Annotated in this window: 20 protein-coding genes; 10 read left to right on the top strand and 10 right to left on the bottom strand. The window is 59.2% G+C overall.

The features are described 5' to 3' along the window. The first annotated feature begins 221 nt into the window (after window positions 1–221). The 9 genes from EVC45_RS34785 (at window position 222) to EVC45_RS34730 (ending at window position 9645) form a co-directional block, all read left to right on the top strand. Window positions 222–716 carry a bacteriohemerythrin gene (locus EVC45_RS34785; protein ID WP_129962682.1) on the top strand — a complete coding sequence of 165 codons (495 nt, stop codon included), beginning with the start codon at window positions 222–224 and terminating at the stop codon, window positions 714–716. 1072 nt (window positions 717–1788) lie between these two features. Then, on the top strand, window positions 1789–2730 hold the full coding sequence (locus tag EVC45_RS34765; RefSeq protein WP_129962679.1) for an ABC transporter substrate-binding protein: 942 nt from the start codon (window positions 1789–1791) through the stop codon (window positions 2728–2730). A gap of 29 nt (window positions 2731–2759) precedes the next feature. Continuing rightward, entirely contained in the window at window positions 2760–3614 is an 855-nt protein-coding gene (locus tag EVC45_RS34760) for a 3-methyl-2-oxobutanoate hydroxymethyltransferase (RefSeq protein ID WP_248295370.1), read from the top strand. 17 nt (window positions 3615–3631) lie between these two features. Further along, window positions 3632–4507, top strand: coding sequence for an alpha/beta fold hydrolase (locus tag EVC45_RS34755; RefSeq protein ID WP_129962678.1), 876 nt, complete (start codon window positions 3632–3634; stop codon window positions 4505–4507). A gap of 44 nt (window positions 4508–4551) precedes the next feature. After that, window positions 4552–5601, top strand: a complete 1050-nt coding sequence (locus EVC45_RS34750) for an amidohydrolase family protein (protein WP_129962677.1) — start codon at window positions 4552–4554, stop codon at window positions 5599–5601. A 15-nt stretch (window positions 5602–5616) separates the two neighbouring features. After that, complete coding sequence (locus EVC45_RS34745) at window positions 5617–6498, top strand: HpcH/HpaI aldolase/citrate lyase family protein (protein WP_306770821.1); 882 nt, start codon at window positions 5617–5619, stop codon at window positions 6496–6498. 112 nt (window positions 6499–6610) lie between these two features. Then, window positions 6611–7717 carry a zinc-binding dehydrogenase gene (locus tag EVC45_RS34740; protein ID WP_129962676.1) on the top strand — a complete coding sequence of 369 codons (1107 nt, stop codon included), beginning with the start codon at window positions 6611–6613 and terminating at the stop codon, window positions 7715–7717. A gap of 91 nt (window positions 7718–7808) precedes the next feature. Then, window positions 7809–8924, top strand: coding sequence for a GTP-binding protein (locus EVC45_RS34735; protein ID WP_129962675.1), 1116 nt, complete (start codon window positions 7809–7811; stop codon window positions 8922–8924). Window positions 8925–8967: 43 nt separating this feature from the next. Further along, window positions 8968–9645 carry a 2,3-bisphosphoglycerate-dependent phosphoglycerate mutase gene (locus tag EVC45_RS34730; RefSeq protein WP_129962674.1) on the top strand — a complete coding sequence of 226 codons (678 nt, stop codon included), beginning with the start codon at window positions 8968–8970 and terminating at the stop codon, window positions 9643–9645. A gap of 146 nt (window positions 9646–9791) precedes the next feature. On the opposite strand, the gene EVC45_RS34725 is transcribed toward EVC45_RS34730, so the two are convergent. The 4 genes from EVC45_RS34725 to EVC45_RS34710 form a co-directional block, all read right to left on the bottom strand. Beyond that, window positions 9792–11126 carry an MFS transporter gene (locus tag EVC45_RS34725; protein ID WP_129962673.1) on the bottom strand — a complete coding sequence of 445 codons (1335 nt, stop codon included), beginning with the start codon at window positions 11124–11126 and terminating at the stop codon, window positions 9792–9794. Between the two features lie 97 nt (window positions 11127–11223). Further along, window positions 11224–11994 carry an alpha/beta fold hydrolase gene (locus EVC45_RS34720; protein ID WP_248295380.1) on the bottom strand — a complete coding sequence of 257 codons (771 nt, stop codon included), beginning with the start codon at window positions 11992–11994 and terminating at the stop codon, window positions 11224–11226. Window positions 11995–12187: 193 nt separating this feature from the next. After that, window positions 12188–13729 (bottom strand): ethanolamine ammonia-lyase reactivating factor EutA, encoded by a 1542-nt coding sequence (locus EVC45_RS34715; protein WP_129962671.1) that lies wholly within the window; start codon window positions 13727–13729, stop codon window positions 12188–12190. Window positions 13730–13805: 76 nt separating this feature from the next. Continuing rightward, entirely contained in the window at window positions 13806–15026 is a 1221-nt protein-coding gene (locus EVC45_RS34710) for a cupin (protein WP_129962670.1), read from the bottom strand. Window positions 15027–15340: 314 nt separating this feature from the next. Between EVC45_RS34710 and EVC45_RS34705 the strand changes: the two genes are divergently transcribed. Beyond that, window positions 15341–15796 carry a hypothetical protein gene (locus EVC45_RS34705; protein ID WP_129962669.1) on the top strand — a complete coding sequence of 152 codons (456 nt, stop codon included), beginning with the start codon at window positions 15341–15343 and terminating at the stop codon, window positions 15794–15796. Between the two features lie 489 nt (window positions 15797–16285). Here the strand turns inward: EVC45_RS34705 and EVC45_RS34700 are convergent, their stop codons facing one another. The 6 genes from EVC45_RS34700 to EVC45_RS34670 form a co-directional block, all read right to left on the bottom strand. Next, complete coding sequence (locus EVC45_RS34700) at window positions 16286–17671, bottom strand: MFS transporter (protein WP_306770825.1); 1386 nt, start codon at window positions 17669–17671, stop codon at window positions 16286–16288. Between the two features lie 104 nt (window positions 17672–17775). After that, window positions 17776–18087: a hypothetical protein gene (locus EVC45_RS34695; RefSeq protein ID WP_211193525.1), complete on the bottom strand. Its 312-nt coding sequence runs from the start codon at window positions 18085–18087 to the stop codon at window positions 17776–17778. Between the two features lie 321 nt (window positions 18088–18408). Beyond that, window positions 18409–19176 (bottom strand): IS21-like element helper ATPase IstB, encoded by a 768-nt coding sequence (gene istB / locus EVC45_RS34690; RefSeq protein ID WP_129962667.1) that lies wholly within the window; start codon window positions 19174–19176, stop codon window positions 18409–18411. A 12-nt stretch (window positions 19177–19188) separates the two neighbouring features. After that, a complete protein-coding gene (gene istA, locus EVC45_RS34685; RefSeq protein ID WP_129962666.1) occupies window positions 19189–20712 on the bottom strand; it encodes an IS21 family transposase in 1524 nt (507 codons plus the stop codon). 341 nt (window positions 20713–21053) lie between these two features. After that, window positions 21054–21887 (bottom strand): phosphate/phosphite/phosphonate ABC transporter substrate-binding protein, encoded by an 834-nt coding sequence (locus EVC45_RS34675; protein WP_129962664.1) that lies wholly within the window; start codon window positions 21885–21887, stop codon window positions 21054–21056. 48 nt (window positions 21888–21935) lie between these two features. Next, a complete protein-coding gene (locus EVC45_RS34670) occupies window positions 21936–23024 on the bottom strand; it encodes a fatty acid desaturase (protein WP_129962663.1) in 1089 nt (362 codons plus the stop codon). Between the last annotated feature and the right edge of the window lie 260 nt (window positions 23025–23284).

Genomic DNA, 23284 nt, shown 5'->3' with positions numbered 1-23284 from the left:
ATCGCACCGCTTGGGCAACATTCGGTGCTGTGCTGACGGCGTTTATATTGCTGATCGAGCCTCATCATGCTGGCGTGGCCGCGTTGACTACAAGCGCAAGTTTCGCTGTTTTTGCAGCGTGCGTCAGTCTGACTCGTTTGATATAGCCGGAGTTGTTGTGGGACCTTTTTAGCACCATTATTTGTGGTTCATTGGCGATGGCGTTGATTTGAGAGAAATTGATGAACGCAAGAGATCTTACACACGTATCCGCAACGGCGGACATCGAAGTACCGGTGCGGGAAAGTGACACTAGCATGATCTGGTCAGATGCACGGTTGCTAGGTTTCACCCCGATGGATGACGTACACGAGGAATTCTACGAGGTAGTGCTACGGCTCGTGACCTGTACCGATACGAATGCGCTGGCCGCGATCGATGCATTTGAGAAACACGCGGTCAGCCATTTCGAGCAGGAAGACGAATGGATGCGCACGACGAATTTCCCGCCACGAGATTGCCACATCAAAGAACATGCGGCTGTTCTGAAATCGGTGCGCGAGGTCAGGGCGGCAGTCGAAGCGGGAAAGATCAACGCGGAGGTCGTTCATGATTTTGGTATGCATCTGTTTGGCTGGTTTCCCGGCCATGCTGACTACCTGGATTCCGCGTTGGCAGCGTGGATGACGAAACAGACGATGGGTGGAAAGCCAGTTGTGCTGCGACGGACCAAATAGCCTGTAAGGTAGAGCGGGTTTCGCGGCAAGTTCCTCGCGCGCTCCTGGTGACGAAGCCTCAGTGCAGGCAGGATGGAGAATATGATGGAAAGTGTAGGGCGGTCGTTGAGAGCAATGGTCTACGATTGGTTGTCGCCAGACCCCGAGCGAGGGTTCAGAGTCAGCCACTACGGACGATCCAGGATCGGGCGCTACGTTTGTGTCGTTGCGGACAATGGATCCGGCTCGAAGGCTTTGTTCTTCTATCACCACCGAGATGGGAAATGGTGTGTTTTTCCGCCCGAGCCTGAAAGGCCGGTTATGCAGGCCGGCAGATGATGCGAATATAGAAGCAAACTGCAATCCACTTTTTGACGCGCACGCAACTGCCGAACGAGTCCACAGGTTCGGCGGGTTGGCGATAGCCACGCCCTCACGCGGCTGCGATTCCATCTTACGCGCCAGCAGACGCGCACCGATACAGCGCTTGATGCGGGTCATCTGAGCCTGGACATACGAGCGCAGGCCATAGCGAGTCGTCCAGATCGCAGATGGCCGCTCGGATTGCCACAAGAAAAATCCAACGTTACTGCACCAGATCGAAATGATCTGGCGTGCATTCGCAACCAGAAGACTCATGACGCTCCATGTTTCATTGACGCTGCGAGCCCTAAGTGATATGTTTGACTTTGTAAGTAGAACAAGGTTCCGTATAAAGGAACGCGCGGCGTTCAGTAAAGTTTTGCGATCAAACCTGCAGGACCTGTGATGCTAGGAAACTTCGGGAAGCCCGATCCTCTATCGCTGTCCCATGCGGACCGCATTCGTGAGGCAGTGCGCGCGAACTTCGAGCTCGGGAGCGAAATCGTGATCATGGTTTCAGAGCTCGAGTGTCAGGCGCCCGGGTGTCCTCCGCTGGAGACCGTGGTTGCGTTTTGGACCGACGAGGGCCGTCATCGCTTTAAGGTCTTTAAACCGATGTCGGAATTCGATGACGAGGACTTGCCCTGGAAATGGTTGAGGCGCTCGCTAATCGTCCCTGAAGATTATGTTGATGGTTGTTGCTAACCGCCGTTGATAGGAGACTTTTTGAATGGCAACTCTGAAGACTTGCATCCAGACCTTTGGGCATACCGAGGCCCTGAAAACCGGCAGGGTTGACAGTGGTCCATGGGGGCTGGAATTCGAAGAAGTGCCGGCGATCATCCAGGCGTTTCGGCGGATGGTGCGCGGTACTGAGTTCGATGTCTCGGAGATGGCCATTACGACCTATCTGTGCGCACGGGCACACGGTAAGCCGTTTACAGCGCTTCCTGTTTTCATCGTTCGCGCGTTCCACCATGGCGGCATCCTCGTGAATCGCAATCTCGACATCGAGCACCCGCGCCAGCTGGAAGGCCGCAAGGTCGGTGTCAATCGTGGCTATACGGTGACGGCCGGTGTGTGGGCCCGGGCGGTGCTCCAACATCAATACGGTGTTGATCTTTCGAAGATCACCTGGGTTCTCTCGGGCGATGAGCACGTGGCAGAGTACAAGGCACCGAGCAATGTAGTGCCCGTGGAACCGGGCCAAAAGGTCGAAGATCTGCTGATCTCGGGGGAAGTGGCGGCGGCCGTCGGTCTCAAGGTCGAAAATCCGAATCTGGTACCCCTGATCCCCGATGCACAGAACGTGGCTTTCTCGGCCATGCGCGAATCGGGTTACTACCCGATCAACCATACGGTCGTAGTTCGCAACGAACTACTGGAACGGAACCCGGAGCTGGCGCCGACGCTCTTCAAGGCATTCGTGAATTCGAAGCGTCAGTGGCTCGAACGCCTCCGGCAAACGCAGGCCCAGGAACGTCAACGCGGTGACCAGTTCTATGGCCGCGTCATGGACACGCTGGGTGGTGATCCGCTCCCGTACGGTATCGAGCCCAACCGTCAGGCACTCGAAAGCGTCATTCGTTTTGCGTCGGAGCAGGGCATCTTGACCCAGCAATACGCGCTCGAGGATCTCTTTGCCGCCGGTACGCTGGACCTCGTGGGCTGAGCCTCCGGGCCACGGATCCCAAATCGAAATTGAAAATCGAATCAGATATGCAAGCTAACGATAAACAAGTCACGATTCCGGCGCTTCAACAGATGAAGCGCGATGGGCAGAAGATCATGGGCGTGGTTGCCTGGGATGTGCAGATGGCTCGCATTGCCGAACGTGCGGGCGTCGATATGCTCATCGTCGGTGACTCGGTGGGCGTCAACGTTTGGGGCCACGAGAACCCGCTCGAAATCACTTTGGACGAAATGATCATCGTATCCAGGGCGGTTCGCCGTGGCGCGAGGCGTGCATTGGTTTGCGCCGACATGCCTTTCGGTTCGCTCCAATGTGGTGTCCAGTCGGCGGTGGAAGCCGGTATCCGTCTGGTCAAGGAGGCAGGGGCCGACATGATCAAACTGGACGGCGCCGCTGACTATCCGGAAGCCATTGCCGCCCTGGTCAAGGCCGGTATCCCGGTGATGGCGCAGTTCGGCATCACGCCGCAAACGGCACTGAAATACGGCATTCAATACAGCAATGCAAACGGCGCCCTGGTCTCCGATGCCATGGTTGCCCAACTGGTCAAGGATGCAAAGATCATGGAAGCCGCGGGGGCCTCGATGATCGACTTTACGAACTCGGGCCCGGTAGCCGGTGAGGCAGTGTGCAAGGCCGTGGATATCCCTGTCATTGGTGGTTTCGGCGGCGGTCCCTGGCTCGATGGTCGCGTGCGCATGGCCCATGCTGCAATCGGCTACGGTGCGGGCAACCTTGACTCCGAACTGGAGCAATACGCAAATGTGGCGCGTACGACCCTGGATGCGTTCACCGAACTGTTTGCCGATGTCCGCGCCGGTAGGCAGATCAAGGGCACCCCGAAAGCCAAAGCCGCAGTCTGAACCTCAGGGAGCCACGCATGCCTTTCGTTACTGTTGATGGGATTTCCACGCGTTACGATGTGATCGGTGACGGGCCCGCGCTTCTGATGTACAGCCCGGGCGGCTTCAATGCCACTATCGAAACGTGGACCACGCTCGGTGTCTATGCCCGCGTCAATCCTCTCGACTATCTGAGCAAGCGCTTTAAGTGCATCGTCTTTGACCGTCGCGAGACCGGGCAGTCGGGCGGCCGTATCGAGCGCGTGACCTGGGCAGACATGGTTGCCCAAGGTCGTGGCCTTCTCGATCACCTGAGTATCGACCGCGCATTCCTGATGGGCGGTTGCATGGGCGTTTCGCCCGTCATCGCATTCGCGGTCCAGCACCCGCAACGCGTTTTGGGTCAAGTCCTCTACTGGCCTGTCGGCGGTGCCTGCTACCGGATGAGCAGTCATCAGCGCTTCTGCGAGCACCTGGCATATGTGAGCCAAAACGGCATGACCGCAGTGGTGGAACTCGCGTTGGCGACCGGCAAGCCGTTCGGTGCAGATCCCCGTTGCGGCCCCTGGGCATCTGTGATCCAGACGAGCAAGGAATTCGCGCAGGAATTTGCATCGTTCGACGCCGCGAAGTACCGCGCAATCGTGACCGGCATGGGTTGGAGCCTGTTTGACCGTGATACCGCACCGGGCGCCATGCCCGAAGACCTGCTGGGGCTCAACGTTCCCACGCTGATCATTCCTGGGCAAGACGCATCGCATGCGACTTCGGCCGCCATGTACCTGCACGAGTGCATTCCGAATTCGGAGTACTGGGCAGTGAACGCGGTCGATCAGCAGTCGGCCAATACGACGGAACGTCTGGATGCGTTCTTCAAGTCCGCATTCGAAAAGCAGGGCCTGGTTCGGGCCTGACACACCGAGACGGAAAGCGAATTGATATACGGCGGTTCCCTACCATGATTATCGATACCCACTGCCATTACACGACCGAACCGCTGGCCTTGCATGTGTTCCGCGACAAGCAGCTTGCAGGGTTGTTGGACCCGGCACGCAAGCCCAGGAGCACGGACCTGGGTGTCAGCGATGAGGAGATCATTGCCAGTGTTCAGCCGCAACTGAAACTGCAACGCGAACGCGGTTCCGATCTTACGATCTTCAGCCCCCGTGCCGCTGGTATGGCGCATCACATCGGCAACGAAGCAACGTCGGTCGAGTGGACGCGTCTGTCCAACGATCTCATCCATCGGATCGCCACGCTGCTGCCCGACAACTTTGTCGGTGTCGCGCAACTACCGCAGAACCCCGGTGTCAGCCCCGCGAATTGCATTCCGGAACTGGAGCGCGCGGTGAACGAACTCGGTTTCGTCGGCGTGAACCTGAACCCGGATCCAAGCGGCGGTAACTGGAGCGGGCCGCCGATGACGGACCGCCACTGGTATCCGATTTACGAAAAGCTGGTGGAACTCGACGTGCCGGCAATGATCCACGTCAGTTCGTGTTGCAATCCGAACTTCCACCACACGGGCGCGCACTACATCAACGCTGATACGGCCGTGTTTATGCAGTTGATTCAGGGCAACCTGTTCAAGGATTTCCCGACCCTGCGTTTCGTGATCCCGCACGGCGGCGGCGCCGTTCCCTATCACTGGGGCCGTTACCGTGGCATGAGCCTGGCAATGCAAAAGCGTCAGCTCGTCGAGCACGTGATGCAGAACGTGTTCTTTGATACGTGCGTCTATCACCTCCCGGGGATTGAGCTACTGACCCGTGTCGTTCCGGAAGACAACATCCTGTTTGCATCGGAAATGCTGGGAGCAGTGCCCGGGATCGATCCGGAAACGGGTCACGCATTCGACGATACCAAGCGCTATATCGATCAGGTTCAAGGCCTGAGCGAAGAGACGAAGTTCAAGATCTTCGAAGGCAATGCCCGTCGGGTCTACCCGCGCCTCGATGCACTGTTGAAAGCCCGTGAAGCAGAGGCACAGGCCGCGGCCGCCAGGTAGCAACGAGGGGAGCCCGTGGGGCTCCCCGTCAACAACAAAGGTAAAGACATGTCGCGTCTTAATGGTGTTATCCACGCCCTCGAAACGGGCGGCCACGCATTCTCCCTGTTCGCACCGTGCGAAATCGAAACCGCAACCGAACTCCAGGCATCGCCCTATGATTCGGTGGTCTTCGAAGGGGAGCACCGCGGCTGGGATATCAAGAGCCTGCGTAACAGCCTGCAATACCTGATGAACCGCGGCCAGATCGCAAAGGACGGCCTCGCCCCGGCGGTGACCCCGTTTGCCCGTGTTCCGGCTAACGGTTGCGAGATGAATCAGTTCCTGGCCAAACAGGCTCTGGACATCGGTTGCTATGGCATTGTGTTCCCGCACATCTCCACCGTCGAAGAGGCATACAACGCGATTGCCGCATGCCGTTACGCACGCCGGAAGGACAAGCCTCTTTACGAACCGGCGGGCATCCGCGGCGATGGCCCGATGCAGGCTGCGCGTTACTGGGGACTCTCGATGGCCGAATACTACGCTAAAGCCGACGTATGGCCCCTGGCTGCCGAGGGCGAGATCTTCGCCGTTCTTCAGATCGAAGACATCGCAGGGATCACGAACCTCCCTGACATGCTGAAGAACGTCCCTGGGATCGGCGCCATCCTGATCGGAGAGGGCGACCTGAGTCAGGAATTGGGCGTTCCCCGTCAGACCGAGCACCCGGAAGTGTTGGCCGCAATGGCGCAAGTCGTTGCCACATGCAAGGAACACAACGTGATTGTTGGACATCCTCACGTTACGAAGGCCAACGCACAACGTGTGATCGATGAGGGCTATCGATTTCTGATGGCAGCGGCACCGCGTAGCTTCGATACCGTGAATACCGTGCGGGCCCAGGTAGGACGTTGAAGCGTTGGTCGGCTAATCGGTTGATCCATCTGGCGACGGATTGCTCAAATGCACAGGGGCCGGACGGCAAACGGAATTGCTGCGGGTCAAACTTTTCTAAGGAGTATTAGAGATGGTGGATAAGGTTCTTGCGCAGGTTCGTGTCGGCCCGAGCGAACTGGAAATGCGCGAATTCGACATGCCGGAAGTGGAGGACGATTGCGCGCTGATGCGCGTCGAGGTCGCCGGCATCTGCGGTACCGACGTCAAGATGTACAAGGAGCAACTGAAGGGCGCGCCGATCATCATGGGTCATGAGAACATCGGTATCCTCGAAAAGGCCGGCCCCGAGTTCCTGAAGCGCACGGGCCTCAAAATCGGTGATCGCATTTTCCCGGAACACTACACCGCGTGCGGCCAGTGCGAACACTGCCACTCTGGCCAATACCGTCACTGCATCGGCACCGACTGGCGTTTCAACCCGAAGGGCATCCGCCTCGGATACACGGCCATCGACAACGACCACTCGCCGCTGCTGGGCGGTCTGTCGCAATACATCTACCTGCCCTCGAACGCAGTCGTCCACAAGGTTCCGGAAGGTCTGGATCCGGAACTCGCAGGTGTCGTGACCCCGATGGCAAACGGCATCGAATGGGCACTGTTCGACTGTAACGTTGGCTATGACACGTCGGTCCTGATCCAGGGCCCGGGCCAGCAAGGTCTGTCGCAAGTCGTTGCGTGCAAGCAGGCGGGTGCCTCCATGATCATCGTGACCGGCACGGCAAAAGATTCGAGGCGCCTCGAAATCGCGAAGGAACTCGGCGCCGACGTCGTGATCGACGTGACCCAGGAAGACCCGCTGGAAAAGATCCTGAAAGCAACCAACGGCCGTGGGGTTGATGTCGCTCTGGACTGCACGGCAGGCGCAGGAACGAAGGCAATTCTGCTCGGCATCGAAGCGCTGAAGCGCAAGTGCGGCACGCTGCTGATTCAAGGCGAGATGGCCGACTTCCCAAACTTCCCGATCGGCAAGGTGACCGTCAAGGCCATCACGATCAAGTCGGCTCGCGGGCACTCGTACAAGGCTTGCGAACTCGCATTGAAGCAATTGGCGTCGAAGCGTTTCCCGCTCGAAAAGGTCACCACGCATCGTTTTGCCCTCAAGGACGCAGACGTGGCTATCAAGGCGGTGGGCGGTGCAGAAGACGCGATCCACGTGTCGATCATGCCCTGGCTGTAAATCAGGAGCGAATTCGGGTCCCACGGGCCTGAGCTTGTAATGTTTCAGACCCAGGGGCGAGCTGGGTCCGGTGGGCGTTGGAGAGACATGAATGAAAAAGCCTATTCCGGTAACGGTTCTCACCGGTTATTTGGGGGCCGGTAAGACTACGCTGCTCAACCGTATTCTGTCGGAAGATCACGGCAAAAAGTACGCCGTGATTGTCAACGAGTTCGGTGAGATCGGTATCGACAATGATCTGGTTGTGTCATCTGATGACGAGTTGTTCGAAATGAACAACGGCTGCATCTGTTGCACGGTCCGGGGGGATTTGATCCAGGTGCTTTATAAGCTTCTGGCCCAGGCTCAGAACTTTGACGCAGTGATCATCGAGACTACCGGTTTGGCAGCCCCAGCGCCCGTGATCCAGACGTTCCTGGTCGATCCACATTTGCAGGCTCACCTAAAGCTCGATTCGATCATCACTCTGGTGGATGCTGTGCACATCCACCAGAGACTTGGAGATAGTCTGGAAGCCGTGGAACAAGTCGCGTTCGCGGATCAACTGATTATCAACAAGGTCGAGCACGTAGAGGAAAAGCGGTTGCATGGCATCGAGACCGCACTTCGGGTGCTCAACCCGTTTGCACGGATCTACAAGACATCACGTTGCCAGGTCCAACTCGACGCGGTGATCGGCCGTGGATCGTTTGACCTGTCCCGCGTTGAAGGCCTGGCCACGATGACGCAAGCTCCGGCTACTGCGCACGTCCACGATGCGCATTGCGGCCACGGTACTCACTGCGATCACGACCAAGGTCACGACCAAGGTCACGACCATGGACATGTGCATGGCGAACATTGCGGTCACGGTCATGACTACCACTGTCACGAGCACGCCCACGACGAAGATAACCACATCCAGGCCAATGGTATCCGTAGCGTCTCGTTGGCAACGAACAAGGCCCTGGATCTGTCCAGGCTTGAACAATGGCTTGGGAACCTGGTGACAGAGCGGGGCGCCGATATCTTGCGAACCAAGGGGATCTTCTACATCTTGGGATGCGAGCGCCGTTACGTATTCCAATCGGTCCACATGCTCATGGAGGGCGACTTGCAAGGCCCCTGGTCGGAAGCGGAGGCCCGCTATAGCCGGTACGTGTTGATCGGCCGCAACCTGGAGCGTGAGGCCTTGAGAGCCGGTTTCGAGGCCTGTATCCACGACTGACGCAAGACCGCGAACAACAAATAGAGAAGTGGAAAACCCAAAGATGCTCCGCCCCGCACCACTCGGACCCCAGACAAAACTGGTGCTACTCCGACACGGCGAATCCGAATGGAATGCTAGTTCCAGGTTCACCGGATGGGCAGATATCGATCTGACGCCGCAGGGCATGATTCAGGCCCAGATTGCGGCTGAGATGCTAAGGGATGCGCAATGGACTTTTGATTGTGGGTTTGCCTCGATGTTGACCCGGGCCCTGCGCACCTATTGGGTCGTGGCCAGGCACATCCATGCGGACCAGGAACGTCCGCTGGTCACCGATTGGCGCCTCAATGAACGGCATTACGGTATTTTGACCGGCATGACCAAAGCGGAAGTTTCGGCCCAGTACGGGCCTCTTCAGTTGGCGAATTTCCGCTTTGACGCGGATGCCCGTCCGCAGCCCGTGCCCCCAAAACATCAATACAGTCCCGAGTCGGATCCCCGCTATTCTCGATTCGCTCCCCAGTCATTGCCCCGTGGTGAATCTATTGGCGATGCGGCAATCCGTGTGCGTGCGGCATGGTCGGACCTGATCTTGCCGTGCATACTGGCAGGCAAGCGCGTATTGGTATGCGCTCACGGGACAACCTTGCGGTCTCTCATACAGATCATTGAAGGCCTCGAGGATGAGGCGGTGACGGCAATGAAGATCCCCAACGCCGAACCCTTGGCCTACGGCTAATGATGGGTTCGGCAGACCTCACGCTGCTGCGATTCCACCTTGCGCGTCAGCAGATGCGTACCGATTGAACAAGTCCCGGCAAACAGACTCGTCATAGTCAACCGGGGCTTCCGAACAAAGCCCCGGCGAGCTACTAAAGTTTGCGGTTACCTCTTCGGGAAGCGATGTCGGGCCGCGCGTGAGAGCCAGATCGTGGCCAGGCAACCGATGACCGACATGATTGCCGGCGCCCAGAAGATCTGCGCCATGTCCATGTGCATGCGGATCAGTTGACCGCCGGTCAACGGGCCTGCAATTGCGCCAAAGCGTCCCAGACCGTGCGCCCACCCCGTACCGGAGGCGCGGATCTGAGTGGGGTAGCAAGCGGCCATCAGAGCATTCGTACCCGACTGCGTACCCAGGATGAAGAGGCCGATGCCGAACACGCCGAGGGCGAGCGTCAGGGAGTGCGTTTGCTGCCCGAGGAACAGGGCCGCCACGGCTCCGAGCGCCATATACAGAGGCACGACCCAGAGACGCCCCCGATCCAGCATCAATGACATCAGAAGGCCCCCTAGAACGCCACCCAGGTAGTACATGGAGGCAGCGTGTTCGGCCTGATGCGGGTTCAGGCCCAACGAATGCAGAAGCGTCGGCATCCAACTGTTCATGAAGAAGTTCGCAAACAGGTTCGTGATCGACATCACCCAGATGAGTGGAGTAATGATGCGCAGACTGCCTTCAAAGAGTTGGCCGACGTGGAATTTCTTTTCCGCAAGGTGATGGATCTGAAACCTCGGATCGACCGGAATGTTCAACTCCGGACGGATGCGGCGCGCAAGCTTCACGATCTGCGGATCGTGCGGGTTACGCACGACCAGGAACTTGATCGACTCAGGCAAGAAGCAGTACGCGAGGAATGCGGTCACGAGCGGAGCCACGCCACCGATGGTGAAAATCAGGCGCCATTGCGTAGGGTGAATGATGCTTCCGAGTTGGCCCGGCAGAGCACCACCAAAAGTCATGCCAACAAACATCATCGTGATCAACAACGAGCGCTTACGCTGCGGTGCGTATTCGGCTGTCAGAGCCACTGTATTTGCAGGCAGGCCCCCGAGAGCAATGCCGGTAAAGAAGCGGAACACGATCAGTGTAGAAAAGGATTCGGCAGTCGCGCTAAGCAGGGTGAACGCACTGCAAAGCAGCGCCGCAGAGAGGACGGCCACACGCCGGCCCCAGCGGTCACCGATGTAGCCGAAACCCAGAGCACCAAACAGCATCCCGAAGAGGCCGACACTGAACAGAGGGGCCAAGGCGTGTTTCTCGATCCCGAACTCGCTGGCGATTCCAATTGCCGCAAATGCAGCGGCCGAAAGATCATAACCGTCACAGAGTTGGCATAGAAAGCCGATGAATACGACCGTCCAGATGAATGGGCCAATCTTTTGTTCGTCGACGAACTCCGTGATGCGAATCGTTTGTGAGCTTACTTCGTAGTTCATTATCGCTTATCTCCAGCGGCTGCCCGCGCCGTGCATACACAGGTGACGGAGTATCGGATGCAAAAGATACTTAGGGAATGGGGGGTTTACATACCACTTAATTCAAACTCATCAACTCACCCGAGCTGCGGACAATGCAATCGACCATGCCGGGATGGTCACTGCTTACGTGGGTTCCACCATCAATAGGGTGAAACACTGCATTTTTCCATGCCTGAATTAAGGGGTATACGCCGATGGGAGTGACCTCGTCACGTGTGCCGTGAATCAACGTTCCAGGAACGTCGTGCAATTGGTGTGCATTACCGGCTAGCTGATGCGGTGATAGAAATCCTTCATTCAGGAAGTAGTGCACGGAGATGCGAGCCATCGCCAATTCTTGTGCCTTCGTTTGTGCGTCCGTGTCGCGTTGCTGGTTTCGGTATCCGGCCAAATGTTCTTCCCACGCGCACCACTGGTAAGCCGCTTCGTATTCCTCTTCGGGGATGCCGCAATTCAATGCCTCTGCGTAAGCCTGTAGAAGACCTTTACGTCCTACGGCCCTAGTGCATCCGGAGAACCGCGCCCAGGCGTCAGGATGCAGGCGACCGGCGACCCCTCCATAAAGCCACTCAAGTTCGGTTTCGGTGCAAAGAAAAACGCCACGCAGCAGCAGGGCACGGACTCTGTGTCGGTGGGTTTGCGCATAGGCCAAGGCCACGGTAGTCCCCCACGATGCCCCGGAAACGATCCAGCGTTCAATATCGAGTAGGGTGCGCAGTTGCTCAATATCGGAGATCTGATCGTCCATCGTATTGTGTTCTACGCTGGCCGCAGGCGTAGAACGACCTGCCCCACGCGGGTGAATCAGCACAATTCGATAACCCATAGGGTTAAAGAATCGGGGATCCTGGCGGCCAGGGAAACCGCCTGGGCCCCCGCATAGATGCAGCAAGGGAATACCCATGGGGTTGCCATGGGCCTCCCAAAAGAGGCGATGACCTCCACTGACATCCATCCAACCGGATTCGCGTGGAGTGCTCGGGGGATAAAGATCGCGCAGATAGGGCATCGCCAGTCCCTTATGCGGTCGCGATTTCGGTCACGGGCTCGAATGCGGTTTGGCCCAGGCCGCTTGACGTCGGGAACACGAGAGATTTGATCACCACGGGTGCCGCTGAGGCCGTGGGAAGCAGTTCGCCGATGTCGACGAAATCGAATTCCTTGAGCGAGATCCCGTCAATGGAAACGATAGGCACCGGCAGGCCGCGTTCCCGCTTGAAGTGGATGCCGATCAGACCGCCGACATCGCCCTCACCGATCAGGACGACAGGTTGCCCGGCTTCGATCCGCTTGCGCATGGCGTTCATGACACCGACGACGAACGCGTCCATGCGGCGATAGAATGCCGTCCCGGCAAACCGGTAGAAGAGGGCAACGCTCTGCGTGTCCTCGTGCAGGTCCATCCGCTCGAGCGCTGTCGCAACTGCCTTTTCGATGTCCTTGGGGTCGAGTTGATCCGGCTCCAGATCGAAATCGAGGACCACCACCGGCAGATTGCGCAGAGGAAGAACCGATTGCGGTTCAACGTACACCGTGCTACCACTCACTTGAACCGTGTATTGCGAGGCGCCGACGACCGTGGCCCGGATACCCTCATCCGTTTCCCTGATTTCGGCTCCCGAGGCCTCGATGCGCTTGCGAACGGCGGCCGCCAACATCAAGCCCAGGTCACCGAATACCCGCGTTTCGCGGCCGTAGACGTATTCCGAAACACCACCGGAGAACGTGACGAGATCGGGAAGCCGCGCGCCTTCCAGGGGGGTGAGACGCAGCAACGAAGCAGTTGCCGGATCGAGTTCCGCGCCGTTCTTCATGGACGCCTCACACAGGCGCTCGGCCATGCGCTCTACGATGGTCTCCAATACGCCGGGGAGCGGGGGATAACCCACGGTCAGCGTGGCGCCGACCTCTTGGGCAAAACGTGCGCCTGCGGCTTCGACACGGGCAACCCGGCCTTCGTCGTCAAGCGTAATGATGCGCGCGCCGATGTCGATAGCAGTTACGCTTTTGACCTCGCCTTCTTCACAGATGGCGATCTTCGTGGTCCCGCCGCCGATATCGAGGTGCAGCACACGGGTACCTTGACGCAGTGCACGCAAGACGGCGCCGGAACCGAACGCCGCCAGCATGGATTCGAGGCCATCACCGGCCGAGACCGAAACGAATTTGCCCGCCTGCGCTGCAAACAGATCCGCGATTGCGCGTGCGTTGCGACGGCGAACCGCCAACCCGGTGAGGATCAGGGCGCCGGTATCGATCTGGTCGGGCGTGACCCCCGCCTTTTTGTATTGCTCATCGATGAACGCACCGAGCCGGGTTTCATCGATCGTCAGATCGTCAGAGTAGGGAGTAAGCAAGATATCCGATTCGTGGAGAATCGTACGTTCCGCAACGATGTAGCGCGTGGTCGTGCGTTCGAGAACGATGCGCGAAACGACCATGTGCGAAGTGGAGGACCCGACATCGATGCCCACGCTGATCAGTCGGATTTCGTCTTCTTCCTCGAGGCTCCGGCCGGTGTCGGTAAAGAAGATGCGACCTTCTTGCGGCTCACTGCTCATGCTTGTCTCCAGTACACAAAAGATAGGGCTGTGTCCCCACAAGAACACAGCCCTATGGACTAACTACGCGAACGCGTTAGACCACCGAGTCAGCGACACTCTTTTCCGGCTTGACGTACCACGACGGGTCCATCCGGCTTTGGACGCCGTTCTTCTCGAGGCGTGCTTCGTACTCTCGACGGATGTACGGATCTTCCATCCAGTAGGGGATAGCCGTGCCGCCAGAACCGACGTCCTGAGCCGTGTAGTCGTTGTGCTTCGAACCCGGGGCACCCGGATCGCGACCCGGGTTGTGCGGGCCGAACCATGCCGTCAGACGGAACGGGTCCTTGGATGTGCTGAAGTGCTGGTGGTACCAGCGTGCGCCGCCCGGCGCCGCGGTCACCATGCCGCCGTAACCGTAATCGAGGCGACGAACCTTGTCCGCGTGACCGTCGGCCCACGGGTTTTCGCCGCATTCTTCCGGCCACGTGTACGTATAGCCTTCACCCTTCAGGCAGATGAGAACTGCTGCCGACGTGTGAGCGTGAGCCTTCGAGTAGCGGCCTTGTTCGTGCTGGCCGATCCAGAAGTAGAAGCAGTTTTCCGTCATGAACGGCTCGACGCGGCGATATCCTGGCGAACGACGGTTGTCGAGCGGCAGGTCGCAGTTGACCGCATCGGTGATCAGGTTGGTACGACGGCGAGCCAGACCACGAACCGGATCCGTTTCGATCTCATCGCGCGGCTTGTAGAAGTCTTCGTCTGCGCTGAAGCGGTCACGGAACACGAACGGGTTGTTGAACACCGCTTCGACGTTGTTGATCTGGTTCATCACGTTCGGTGCCGTGTTGCCTGCGAGAAGGATCGCGCCCGAGTTCGAGCCGTCAACGATACGGAACCATGCGTTCATCGGAATGGAGAACATCGAACCGGCTTGCCATTCGAAGACGTGCTTGCGGCCTTCGCCTTCAAGCCAAACCTCGGTGGTTCCACGGCCTTCGACCACCCAGTAGATTTCTTCGAACATGTGCTTTTCGGGGTTCAGCGCGCCGCCTGCGGGCACTTCAACCACATAGCAGCCCCACTTCGTTTCCGTGCCCAACAGCTGGATGTAGTGGCCACGGCCGCCCTTACGCTTCCATTCCACCATCGGCAGATCGCGCACGTCCTTGATACCGATGTCACGGAAGACCGGAACGCCTTCGCTTTCCATGAAGATGTCATAGGGCGTCGGCTGCTTCTTGAACTCGCCAAAACCGGCTTTTTTGTGGCCAGCGGGTTCGTGCCAGTGGGCAAGGTCTTTTTCGTGCGGCATCGCTATCTCTCCTTATACGGGACGATCTTTTATGCAAAGGCGCATTCGCGTGTTCTTATATGAGGAACAGCGTATGCATATACGGAACGATATGATTGGATCACGATACCGTAAGAGGTGTCAATGAAGGATTGACTGATAGGCTTTGCCGTCGGGGTTTTTACGTAAGCAGCTCGCGTGATTGCTTTTCCCACGTGCTGGAGCCATCGTGGCGAGCATCATCTTTCGGTGAAGCCAGCGGGTTGACGACGCGAAGAACTTGCGCGTATCGTCGTGCAAGCCACTCGCCACAGCGAACCGGAGGCCACCCGGAAATGCCAATCAACGTCGCCAACTGTCGTACGCTCCCGACCACGGTGTCGACCGGCAACTTCAACGGCGGGGCGTTCGTGCCGCTGGTCAACGGCTTGCACCGTCACTACACGGCGGCGAACTGCCGGGTCAACCTGAATCCGGCGATGAATGTCGGCGTCGGCATTGCCGGCCTCGCGAGCCTGAATCCGCAGGCCGCGCCCGCCGGTGACACCTATTTCCTGCCATTCGCGACCGGCGAAATCACTTCGATGGTGCTCCCGGCGCCGGGCGGAGGAGCGGCGCCGCAGTCGTTTCTGACGACCAACCTGCCGGCTGCATGGTCTACGTCGACAGCGTGCACGGCGTACCGGGGTCCATCGTCGTCTACCACGCGAACAATCAGGCCAATGCGCCGGGCGGTCACCTGGGCGGCTTGCAGCCGACGCTGGAACTGCCGGCTTGCACCGCTTACCTGAATAACCTGTACAACACCGCACGCGGCCACCTTGCGGCGGCTCCGCACGGACTGAACCTGCTGCCGCTCGGCAACGTGGCCAAGCCGGCCTACAACGCCGGCGCGATGGCCGAGGTCAACCGCAAGCTCGGGCAGTCGCGAATGAACGTCGAGTTCACCGGCGGCACCATCGTATTCGGCCGCGTGAACGGCGCACATTGGGAACTCTTCTGGGCGACGTACGGCAGTTGCGAATATGACCGCCCCGCCTTGCGCCCAAAGCCTGGTTCGGGCACGGCCACCGAAATCCGACCGGCAGTACCAATCCTAACTACCGGGTGCTCGGTTCCGCGCAATTCGTCTAGCCGGGGTCCGGTCGGAAAAGCACGCGAAGCCCAACTCACGCTCGTCGAGCGAAGCGCTGCATTTCACACCGCACGCGGCGGCTCGGCAATAGGCACGCGCCAATCGGCCTTGCGGCAAAAGAAAGAAACTTCGGAAGTGCGCTTTCTCAATGGCCTGTCCCGTCGCGCACCATCGAGTCAGCCGCATTGCGCGGAAGAGGACGGATCATGCGGATCGAGCCGAGCGAAAGCAGACCCGCAACGAGGAAGGCAAACAGAAAATCCGCAGGTTCGAGATGCGTGCGACCGAGTATGGCGCGCGAAACCTGCAACGAGATATCGCCGAGCGCGACGCCTAAACCTAGCGATACCTGCTGGACGACGCTGCCGAGGCTCGTGGCGGCCCCCACGTCGGGGCTGTCGATGTCCGCATAGATCATCGTGTTGAGGGTCGTGAACTGCAACGCGGAGAAGAACCCGCTGACGAGTACCAGAATCCAGAGCGCCGAGGTTGGCGTCCCGGTCGTGAAAATGCCCAAGGCGGCAGTGGCGACAGCCGATATCGCCGCGTTGTAGAGAGGCACCGACCGGAAGCCTAACCGGCGAAGCGCCAGGGACGTGAACGGACGCATGAAGAGGCTTCCAAACGCGGATGCACACGTGACGAGACCTGAATGGAATGCGGTCATACCGAGCCCCACCTGCAGCGACAAGGGCAGCAGAAACGGCACCGCTCCGCATCCGATACGAAACAGCGATCCGCCGAGCACGCTGGCGCGGAAGGTGGGAATACGGAGGAAGCGCAAGTCGAGTACATGTTTTGGCGCCTGTTTCGCATACCACACGTCGAGCGCAAGCAGAATGACGCCTGCAAGCGACATTTCCCATGCAGTCGAGTCTTTGACGATCTGGCTATCGACGAGCGAGAGTCCGAGTAGAACGAACGTCGCGCCGGATGCGGAAAGCAGGGACCCGGCCGAGTCGAACGGTCCGGGATGCGGCTCTTTCGTGTTCGCGATGTAGCGACCGCTCAGATAGATGCCGGCGAGGCCGATCGGGACGTTGATGAAGAACATCAGTCGCCAGTGCAGGTGGGTCGCGATGAAGCCGCCAAGCAGCGGGGCAATGACCGGCCCGGCGTACCATGTCACGCTGAGATAGTTCATCGCACGGATGAACTGATGCCTGGGCACAGCGCGCACGACGATGATGCGCCCGACCGGCACCATCAACGCACCGCCGATGCCCTGGACGAAGCGCGCAAACGTGAACATATGCAGCGACGGCGATGCCGCGCAAATCAGCGACCCGACGACGAAAATGCCGATAGCCGTTTGGAAAACCGAAAGCGCGCTAAAGCGATCGGCTAGCCAGCCACAGATCGGAATGAATACCCCCAAACTGACGACGTAGCTGGTGACCGCGATTTTCAGCGCGACGGGGTCGCTGCCGAAGTTACGAGCCATTGCCGGCAAGGCTGTGACGATGATGTTTGCATCCACCGCCTCCATGAAAAACGCGCAGGCAATGATGAGGGTGGAAGCCAGGGCAATGAAGTCCGGCGTAGAACTGTTTTGACGTTTCCAGTTGAAGCGGCCAATCACGGGAGTGCCATTTTTGTCGATTCAAACCGCCTGTCGAGGCGTGGCACCGTGAATTAAAACGCTAATTGGACAAAACCCCCACGGTCATCCGGTGGTTTGTGCGGGCTTTGTGCCGAACTGCCTGAAATGGCCCGGCTTGAGCGCAATGACGGCCACGAGACTGAGCGCGACGCCGATATTACGTAGAGCACCGGTGCCAGCGGCGAGCCCGTGAGCGCAATGAGCCAGGTCACGAAAGTCTGTGCAAAGCCGCCGAAGATCAGCACGACGACGTTATTGACCACGGCGAGCGAGGTTGCGCGCGAGCGCTTGGGGAACATCTCGGCAAGCGTCGTGCAATAGACGCCGAGAAAGGTCGCGCTCACCACAGTGAAATGTTCATCTGAATGCTATCGATTCAATCGGGCTGAAACCGGTCCAGTTGTTGCCACTCGCCTTTCCAACAAAGCCGCCACTCGAACGGCCGGTTCGTTCGGGAACCTGCCTGATATCCTATGAGTGCATCTCGGCCTTAGCTGACATTCGGGCACCGGCGATTGCGCGGCAGCGACCGATCGCTTTTGCTGACGTTCGCGCGTCGGCGGCCGCCAATGTTGCGTATTTCGGCGAACGTGACCGCCGATTTCGGGAACGTGACCGATTCGGCGGGGTTGTGCGTTGCGCGGTGTTGATTGTAGATTTTCTTGTTAGTTCTGGTCGAGTTCGGACTCCAGGACGTTGGGTTTTGGGGATGATTTTCTGAGGGATTCACCGGTGAGCGTGATCCGGTGATGACGCTGCATGAGACGGTCGAGCATTGCGTCGGCGATGGTCTCGTCGCCGATCCATCCATGCCAGTGCTCAATCGGTAACTGGCTGGTGATGATGGTCGCCTTTCCCGCCGAGCGGTCATCGATCATCTCGAGCAGATCGTTTCGGATCATCGCATCGAGGGGAGCCATTCCCCAATCGTCCAGCAGGAGCACGTCAACGCGGGCGACTTGCAGCAGCCATTTTGTGAAGCCGCCATTGCCGTGCAGAACGCGAAGCTCCTCGCCAAGTCGCGGCACGCGCAGATACAAGGCCGAATGCCCGCGCCGGCAAGCGTATTGGGCCAGGGCGCAAGCAAGCCACGATTTCCCAGCGCCGGTTGGACCGCTGATGAGCAGGCTGTAGCCGGCTTCGACCCATTCACCGAGCGCGAGACTCGTGAGTGAGCGTGGATCGACGCCACGGCCAGCGCGCGTGTCGAGATCTTCAATGGCGGCTTGCGGATACTTGAGGCGCGCCTGCTTGAGCAGTCGGGTACGACGGCGATCGTCACGCCAACTGGCTTCCCGGTCGACCAGCAGTGACAGGCGTTCCTCGAAGCTCAGGCTGGCCGCAGCGGGCTGCGTCAGTTGTTCTTCCAGGCCGTCAGCGAAGCCGTCCAGCTTCAGGGTGCGCAGTTGCGTCAGTGTCTGTTGCATCATCATGGTGGGTCTTCTTTATTGGTAGTAGCCGGGGCCGCGTACATGCGCGTGGCTCGGGCTGATCCAGTCCGCAGGCGTTGCCACTGCAGCGCGGTCGCGGTTGTTGATCAGGATGTCACGCACGTGGCGGTAACGATGCACGCCCAACTCCAGTGCTAGCGCACAGGCGGCTTCGAGACGTTCGCGGCCATAGCGACGTGAGAGCGAGAGCAATCCGAGGCACGCCCGATAGCCGTGTTCCGGATGGCGTTGCTCCTGCAGCAGCCGGGTAACAAGCACGCCGGTTGCCGCGCCGATCTGCTGTCCCCAATGAATCAGCCGCTGCGGCGTCCATTCCAGATGAGCGCGGTGCGCCGCCGGCATGTGCTCGACGACGGTGGTGTAGCCGCCTGTGCGCTCGTTGCGTGCGTGGCTGGCGACACGGCGACCGCGATGCAGCAGTTCGACAGCGCCCGCCGTGATGCGCGCATCGAGCTTGAGACCGACCAGCGCGTGCGGCACGCTGTAGCGGTGTTTGTTGATTTCGACGTGATAGTCGATGTGAACCGTCACTGTCTTGAAGCGCGCGAGCTCATAGGGCTGCGCCGGCAGCGGCTGCAGTGCCGACGCGTCCAGCTGGGCGAATGCGCTGGCGCGACATCCCGGCAGTTTCTGGAACGGCCTCTCATTCAGGTTCCTGAGCAGCGGGCCGATTGCCTCATTGACCGAGTGGACCGACTCAAACCGGTGATGACGCAGGCGCGCCATGATCCAGCGTTCGACGACCTGGACCGCAACCTCTACCTTCGGTTTGTCCTGCGGACGATATACGCGTGCAGGAAGGAATGACGTGCCGTAGTGACGCCCAAAGTCCAGCACGGTGTCGCCGGCGCGAGGTTCATAGCGATCGGGATCGGCAATCATCGCGCGCGGGTTATCCGGCACGATCAACTGCGGCACGCCACCATAGAGGGTCAGCGCGCGAGCAATGCCGCCCAGCCAGTCCTCCATCGTTTCGGCTGGCGTCGCGCATGCGAACGTGTAACTCGATGCGCCCATGGCCGCCACGAAGATGTGCGCACGGCGTCCAGTCGTCAGCGGCAACGTGGGGCCGGCGAAGTCGACAAACAGCTTCTCGCCGGCGCGGTGAATCTGACGCATCGAGCGCTTCAGGCGTTTCGTGAACGCCTTGTAGTGCTCGCAGAACTGCGTATAGCGGTAGGTCTGCCGGTCCGCGAACTCGGCCTGGTACTCCTCCCACAGCAACGTCAGCGTCATACCCTTGCGACGCAGCTCCTGGTGGATGCGTCCGTAGTCGGGCTGGGCGTAGCCTGCCGGCCCCGTGGGCTTGCCGAGAAGCCGCCGCTCGAGGTCGCCTGCATCCATATCGCAGGCGCTTGCCCAGTCCAGCCCGGCGGCACCGGCCAGTCCTATGTACTTCGTGACCACGCCCTTGGATATGCCCAGTGACGCGGCGATCCGATCGTGCGAGAAGCCGCCGTCGAATTTAAGTCGTAAAACGTCCTTGATCATGCGCATGTTCATCCGGTGCGCGGGCATGCTCTCTCCGGCAAAAGCCGGCGAGCATAACCCGCGTATTTGATGTCATGCGCAACGCCAATCCCGCCTTCCGGTCCGCTCGGTCACGTTCCCGAAATGCCCGGTCACGTTGCCGAAATCGCCGGTCACCATCCCGAAACGGCCGGTCACGTTCGTCCGAAATACGCAAATGTCAGTCAAGCGGATCCGAATGCAGTCCGACACAGGCTTGCCGGCCGAAGAGCTCGCCGCCATTGCTGAACTTTCCATTCACACTAGAGAAACCATCACGTCTTGAAAAAGGTGGCGCGGTTTTCATACGCCCCCGATATTGATAGGCTTTGTCCCTCAAGCGAACCTAATCATCGCCTTGCAAGTGTCTTCCACAAGAGATTGGGATAACCCGCGCGCGCGGCTTCGGCCTCCATATCGAGAATGGGTTGATACTCACTTACCGGGAGTAAAACCAATCCCCTCAGGCGCAGGCGTCCGGCAAGTAGCGCGTGCGAAGCAATTACATCATTCAGCGCCGGACCAATCAGGCGAAGCGTATCGCGACCGAGGCTTCGGGATGCGATAAACGGCAGACCCGGCGCTGAGCGTGTAAAGCCAAGCGTGCGTAGCGGCTCGGTGAGCCCCGGCACGTCACGCGCAAATGCAAGCGTCACGCAGTCGATTGCTGCGATATCGGCGCGGTGCTCGCACACCGCGCGCAACGAAAGCAGATGTGAGCCGGTTCGAAACGCCCCGCTGAAAAAACGACCTCCGATCGCCAGTGGCGCGATGGCGTGAGGCAACGCATTCATTCCACTATGAGAATCGTCGTCATTGCACGCCGCGATTTTTCCTCGGTAATCCTCGAGCGACGACGTGCGGTCGGCCCGGCGAACCACAATCGCGCTGGAATAAAAGTGCCTTTCGCAGCCTGGTGCATCGAATATCGGCACCCCAAGCACATGCACATGCTCGGCCAAGCCATGCGTCAGCGGATAACCGCAAGTTTGCGACAGGAGTAAATCGCTCCGGCGCCAGATCGCATCCAAACTCCCCTCGTCAGTCGAGAGGATTTCGAGTCTCCCGCTCTTACTGTGCATGTCCAGGCGCTGATTCAATTCCTGCGCCAACTCGCGCCAGACTTGCGCAAGCTGCGGGGTTACGTTGTACATCGGTAACGCGGCGACCAGATCCGTGGGCATGACAGGCTCACAAGCAAGACGGCATGTTTTTGCTTTTGCCCTTTGGGCTTAGCGCAGCTTCGCGTCGGCGGTCAGCATTTTCGCTGACACGCGCGGCGCACAAGTTGTCTTAGCCGTGGCGGCTTCACCAAAGCCGCGAGATGGACCTTCTGGAGGGGCAATAAAGCTGGCGGGTGTAAATGCAAAGCGTCTCCACCATTCCAGATAGCCACTCACAATATAACCCTCGTTGCGCTGATCATACGCGCTCGCGTGACGGCGGTAGACGGCCGGAAGAGCAAACCATGGCACCGATGGTAAGTCGTGATGCACTGCATGCAGATTGTTATTCAAAAAGAGCAGTCGCCAGGCCCACGACGGATGGTTGATGACGCTGCGACGTTTCGGATCGGCGTGATTTCGGTGCTCCTGAAAAGACCGAACCAAAGCGATGGAGAGTGCCGGATATCCGACACCCACAACGAACAGCCATGCGGGAATGTCACATTTTCGATCGAGCCAGACGCATAGCGCGGCCAACGCCAGTCCGTGCGCCACCCACGCCGGCAGATCGCGCCAATCGCCGCTTGCAATGCGCCTGCTGGCGTCGCGAGCCGTCGATACGAGTGTCAAGGCCGGGCCGATCATCACGCGTCCCGAAAATGTCGCGCGCGCGCGCCAAAGCGTCCGAACGATCCGTGGTGCTTCGAGCCAGTCGCAGGAGCTGACAAGAAAACTTTCAGGGTCAGCAACCGGATCCGTCAGTGCCGTGGTGGCATGATGCTTCAAGTGCGAGCGGCGATAAATCGAGTAAGGAAACCACACCGCCAGCGGCGCGAAACCAAGAGCGGCATTGATGATGGGCGAGCGAGTCGGATGGCCGTGAATCAACTCGTGCTGCAACGACATGAACCAGGCGCTCACTATCGCCAGCAGCGGAATCGCGATCGGCAGCCCGATGCGGCTTGCTTGCATGGCGACGCCAAACCATGCCCCATAGACCGTGCAAATCAGTAGCCACGTCGGCCACTCCGTGCGCCAGGTCCACGATGCCCGTTCGGCAGCCACCTGCCCACGCTGCGCTTCATTCAAATAGGCCGCACTTTGCGCATGTCTGGACGCAGCTGCGTTCACATCGGCCGGAGCGAATCCTTCCATGATTGGTTCACCTTCAGGTACAACGGCCGCTCACGATAAAGGCGGCCCTCCCCCTTGGTGAACCAATGAATTCTGCTTTGCATTCGTTGTAACGCGCATTAGAGGGCCAAAAATGCGCATCCGGTGCATGAGACCTCGCATTCGCGGCCGCCGACGCGCAAATGTCAGCAAAGCGCCTGCGGATTGATATGACTTTCCGTGTCAATCGTGATCGGTTCTCGGTTTTGGTTCATCTGAATTTCCTGAGGGCGACGTAGCAG

This window comes from Paraburkholderia sp. UYCP14C, assembly GCF_004197395.1.
GTDB lineage: Bacteria > Pseudomonadota > Gammaproteobacteria > Burkholderiales > Burkholderiaceae > Paraburkholderia.
The sequence above is the reverse complement of the archived record's forward strand: the minus strand, read 5'-3'. Positions and strand labels throughout refer to the sequence as shown.

Bases quoted from the DNA above. Each gene is read 5' to 3' on its own strand.
- EVC45_RS34710 (WP_129962670.1), bottom strand. From the start codon at position 15,026: ATGCCGCACGAAAAAGACCTTGCCCACTGGCACGAACCCGCTGGCCAC.
- EVC45_RS34725 (WP_129962673.1), bottom strand. From the start codon at position 11,126: ATGAACTACGAAGTAAGCTCACAAACGATTCGCATCACGGAGTTCGTC.
- istB (WP_129962667.1), bottom strand. From the start codon at position 19,176: ATGATGATGCAACAGACACTGACGCAACTGCGCACCCTGAAGCTGGAC.
- EVC45_RS34705 (WP_129962669.1), top strand. From the start codon at position 15,341: ATGCCAATCAACGTCGCCAACTGTCGTACGCTCCCGACCACGGTGTCG.
- EVC45_RS34735 (WP_129962675.1), top strand. From the start codon at position 7,809: ATGAAAAAGCCTATTCCGGTAACGGTTCTCACCGGTTATTTGGGGGCC.
- EVC45_RS34765 (WP_129962679.1), top strand. From the start codon at position 1,789: ATGGCAACTCTGAAGACTTGCATCCAGACCTTTGGGCATACCGAGGCC.
- EVC45_RS34715 (WP_129962671.1), bottom strand. From the start codon at position 13,729: ATGAGCAGTGAGCCGCAAGAAGGTCGCATCTTCTTTACCGACACCGGC.
- EVC45_RS34730 (WP_129962674.1), top strand. From the start codon at position 8,968: ATGCTCCGCCCCGCACCACTCGGACCCCAGACAAAACTGGTGCTACTC.
- EVC45_RS34750 (WP_129962677.1), top strand. From the start codon at position 4,552: ATGATTATCGATACCCACTGCCATTACACGACCGAACCGCTGGCCTTG.
- EVC45_RS34740 (WP_129962676.1), top strand. From the start codon at position 6,611: ATGGTGGATAAGGTTCTTGCGCAGGTTCGTGTCGGCCCGAGCGAACTG.
- EVC45_RS34720 (WP_248295380.1), bottom strand. From the start codon at position 11,994: ATGGGTTATCGAATTGTGCTGATTCACCCGCGTGGGGCAGGTCGTTCT.
- EVC45_RS34785 (WP_129962682.1), top strand. From the start codon at position 222: ATGAACGCAAGAGATCTTACACACGTATCCGCAACGGCGGACATCGAA.
- EVC45_RS34670 (WP_129962663.1), bottom strand. From the start codon at position 23,024: ATGGAAGGATTCGCTCCGGCCGATGTGAACGCAGCTGCGTCCAGACAT.
- istA (WP_129962666.1), bottom strand. From the start codon at position 20,712: ATGCCCGCGCACCGGATGAACATGCGCATGATCAAGGACGTTTTACGA.
- EVC45_RS34755 (WP_129962678.1), top strand. From the start codon at position 3,632: ATGCCTTTCGTTACTGTTGATGGGATTTCCACGCGTTACGATGTGATC.
- EVC45_RS34675 (WP_129962664.1), bottom strand. From the start codon at position 21,887: ATGCCCACGGATCTGGTCGCCGCGTTACCGATGTACAACGTAACCCCG.